Source organism: Flavobacterium frigoritolerans, from assembly GCF_025847275.1.
In the GTDB taxonomy this organism is placed as follows: Bacteria; Bacteroidota; Bacteroidia; order Flavobacteriales; family Flavobacteriaceae; genus Flavobacterium; species Flavobacterium frigoritolerans.
The window spans coordinates 1-2,617 of record NZ_JAOZEV010000043.1 but is presented as its reverse complement, the minus strand read 5'-3'; the positions used below and the strand labels follow the sequence as shown (position 1 = coordinate 2,617).

Annotated in this window: 1 pseudogene; it reads left to right on the top strand. The window is 39.9% G+C overall.

Features of this window, described 5'->3' with window-relative positions:
- Nucleotides 1-2,617 (top strand): annotated as a pseudogene (locus OIU80_RS20745) (DUF6531 domain-containing protein); the annotation flags it as partial.

The window sequence follows — 2,617 nt, the reverse complement described above, 5'->3', positions numbered from 1 at the left end:
TATATTGGCTGGCTCGGACATGGGGTGCATAGTGTTTATGATCGCGCAGTAGAATTATATCCAGAAGACGATGCCTTGGGACTGCGTATGGAGGATGGGAGATTAGTGGCTTTTGCTGCTTTACTTCCAGATGAAGAATACTATCTGCGCGAAGAAAAAACAACCTTAAAAAGAACAGATAATGGCTATCAGGCTTACGATCATAAAAGCAAACTTTTTTATGATTTTACCCTGTTTGATGGTAAAAAATACCAGCTTACACAAATAACCAATAACGATGGACTTTGTATCATCTTTGAATTTACAGGATATCACTTAAATAAAATCATAGATGCCTCAGGCAGAGAAATCAAAGTAAGTACTAAAGATGGATTCATCCAAAAACTAGAACTTGTAACACCAGAGCAAAACGAATTACTTGTAGTTTATGAGTATGATGAGCACTATAATATGGTGGCAATTCTCGATGCTTTACAAAAACCAACAAGAATTGAATACGAGAACCATTTAATGGTCAAAAAGACCGATCGTAACGGACAAGCATTTTATTGGGAGTACGATGCTCAAAACAAGTGTATTCACACTTGGGGCGATGGAGGCTGGCAAGAAGGCAGGATGGAATACCATACCCAAGATGGCTATAACATAATAACCGATGCTAACGGAGCTGTAAGAACCTATTATTACGAACCAAACCAGCTTGTAACCCAAGAGCAAGATCCAATGGGCAATAGCATTTTTTATGACTATACGGAGTTCATGGAATTGTATCGTGAAATAGACCAAGAAGGACGAATCACGGGACACAATTACGATGATATGGGGAATAAAATAGCCACAACCTACCCCGATGGTACCGAAGAAATGATGTTGTACGATGACGAAAATCGACCATCGATAGCTATAGATCCCGAAGGGCAAAAAACAATTTACCTATACAATAAAGAAAAAGAACATCAGCTTAAAACCATAATAGCACCCGATAAAACCAGTACCCATTTTACTTATAATGATGATGGACTACTGGCAAGCGTTGCCAAAAATAAGAATAAGTTACAACTCGTTTACGATGAGCAGTACAACCTTATAGAGTGGCGAGAAAACGACCAAAAGCTAAAAACTTGGGAGTACAACTACCGAGGACGCGTACAGGCTATATATACTCCGATGCAAATGGCGGACTATTTTACGTATGATGCCTTGGACAGAGTACAGCAAATAGTAGAGAAAGACAGCAATGTTATAGAGTTTAGCTATAACAATTACGACGAAGTAATTGCCTTAAAAGATAGAAAGAACAATATTAAGTTTAGTTACACTCCACTTGGAAGTCTGGCCACAAGAGAGCAAAACGGAGTAAAAGTACGTTTTGACTACGATAAGATGGAACAGCTTAGGAGTATAAAAAATGAAGATAACGAAAGCTATTATTTTGATCGCAATAAAGCCGGCTACATCATGCGCGAAACTGCATTTGATGGACTTGTAAAAAAATACAGCCGTAATCAGGTAGGAGAAGTAACCAAAATAGACCACGGAGGCGGAAAATATACCGAATACGAGCAAGATGCCTTAGGGCGTATCACCAGAGCCGACTACCACGATGGCACATGGGAAATTTATAGTTATAATAAAAACGGACAGCTAGTAGAGGCAACTAACCAAAATGTTAGCATCTATTTAGAGCGTGATGCCAACGGACGTATAACCAAAGAAACGCAGAAACAACAGTTAGACACAGCCGAAAATGGCATAACACTAACAGCCACTTACAATGCCTTAGGACAGCGCACCAACATAAGTACCAGTTTAGGAGCTGATGTTAACACGCACTATAATGAAAAAGGGCAGCTAGAGCGTATAGAAGCGCAAAGTGCTGCACTCAAAGAACAGCATCAGGCTTGGGAAACGACTTTAAAACGAGATGAATTAGGACGAGAAATAGAGCGTTACGCTACAGGAGGGTTACATATAAAAACGAGTTACAACAGCAGTGGCAAACAAAAAGAGCAGGAAGTATTTGCAAATGGCAAGCGAACAGGCTCGCGTTACTACAATTGGGATACCAACCAACAGCTAAGAAGTGTGGTAAACCAACTTACAGGAGGTATGACCTTTTTTGATTATGATGACTTTGGTAATCTAGCCAAGGCAGATTATGATGGCAAAGGAGAATTATACAAAACTCCAGATGCAGTAGGTAATTTATACAAAACCCATGACCGCAGCGATCGTAAATACGGCAAAGGTGGAAAACTGCTACAGGATGAAAAGCACTATTACAAATACGACGAACAGGGCAATTTGGTACACAAAAGCCCTCGAGATATAAACACAGCGCTAAAGTTTCCAGAACCAACTAATTGGATGGACAGACTAGCGGGCAACAAAACCGAAGAAACCAGATTACAATACGAACACGAGCAGTGGCAACAAGGCGATACAGGATACACATGGCTGGCTAATGGAATGCTTGAAAGCGTTACAAACCCCGATGGAAAAGTAATACGCTTTGAATATGATGCACTTGGAAGACGTACTGCAAAAATTGCAAACAAAGAAATAAATCGCTATTTTTGGGATGGAAACGTTCTTATTCATGAATGGAAATACGATC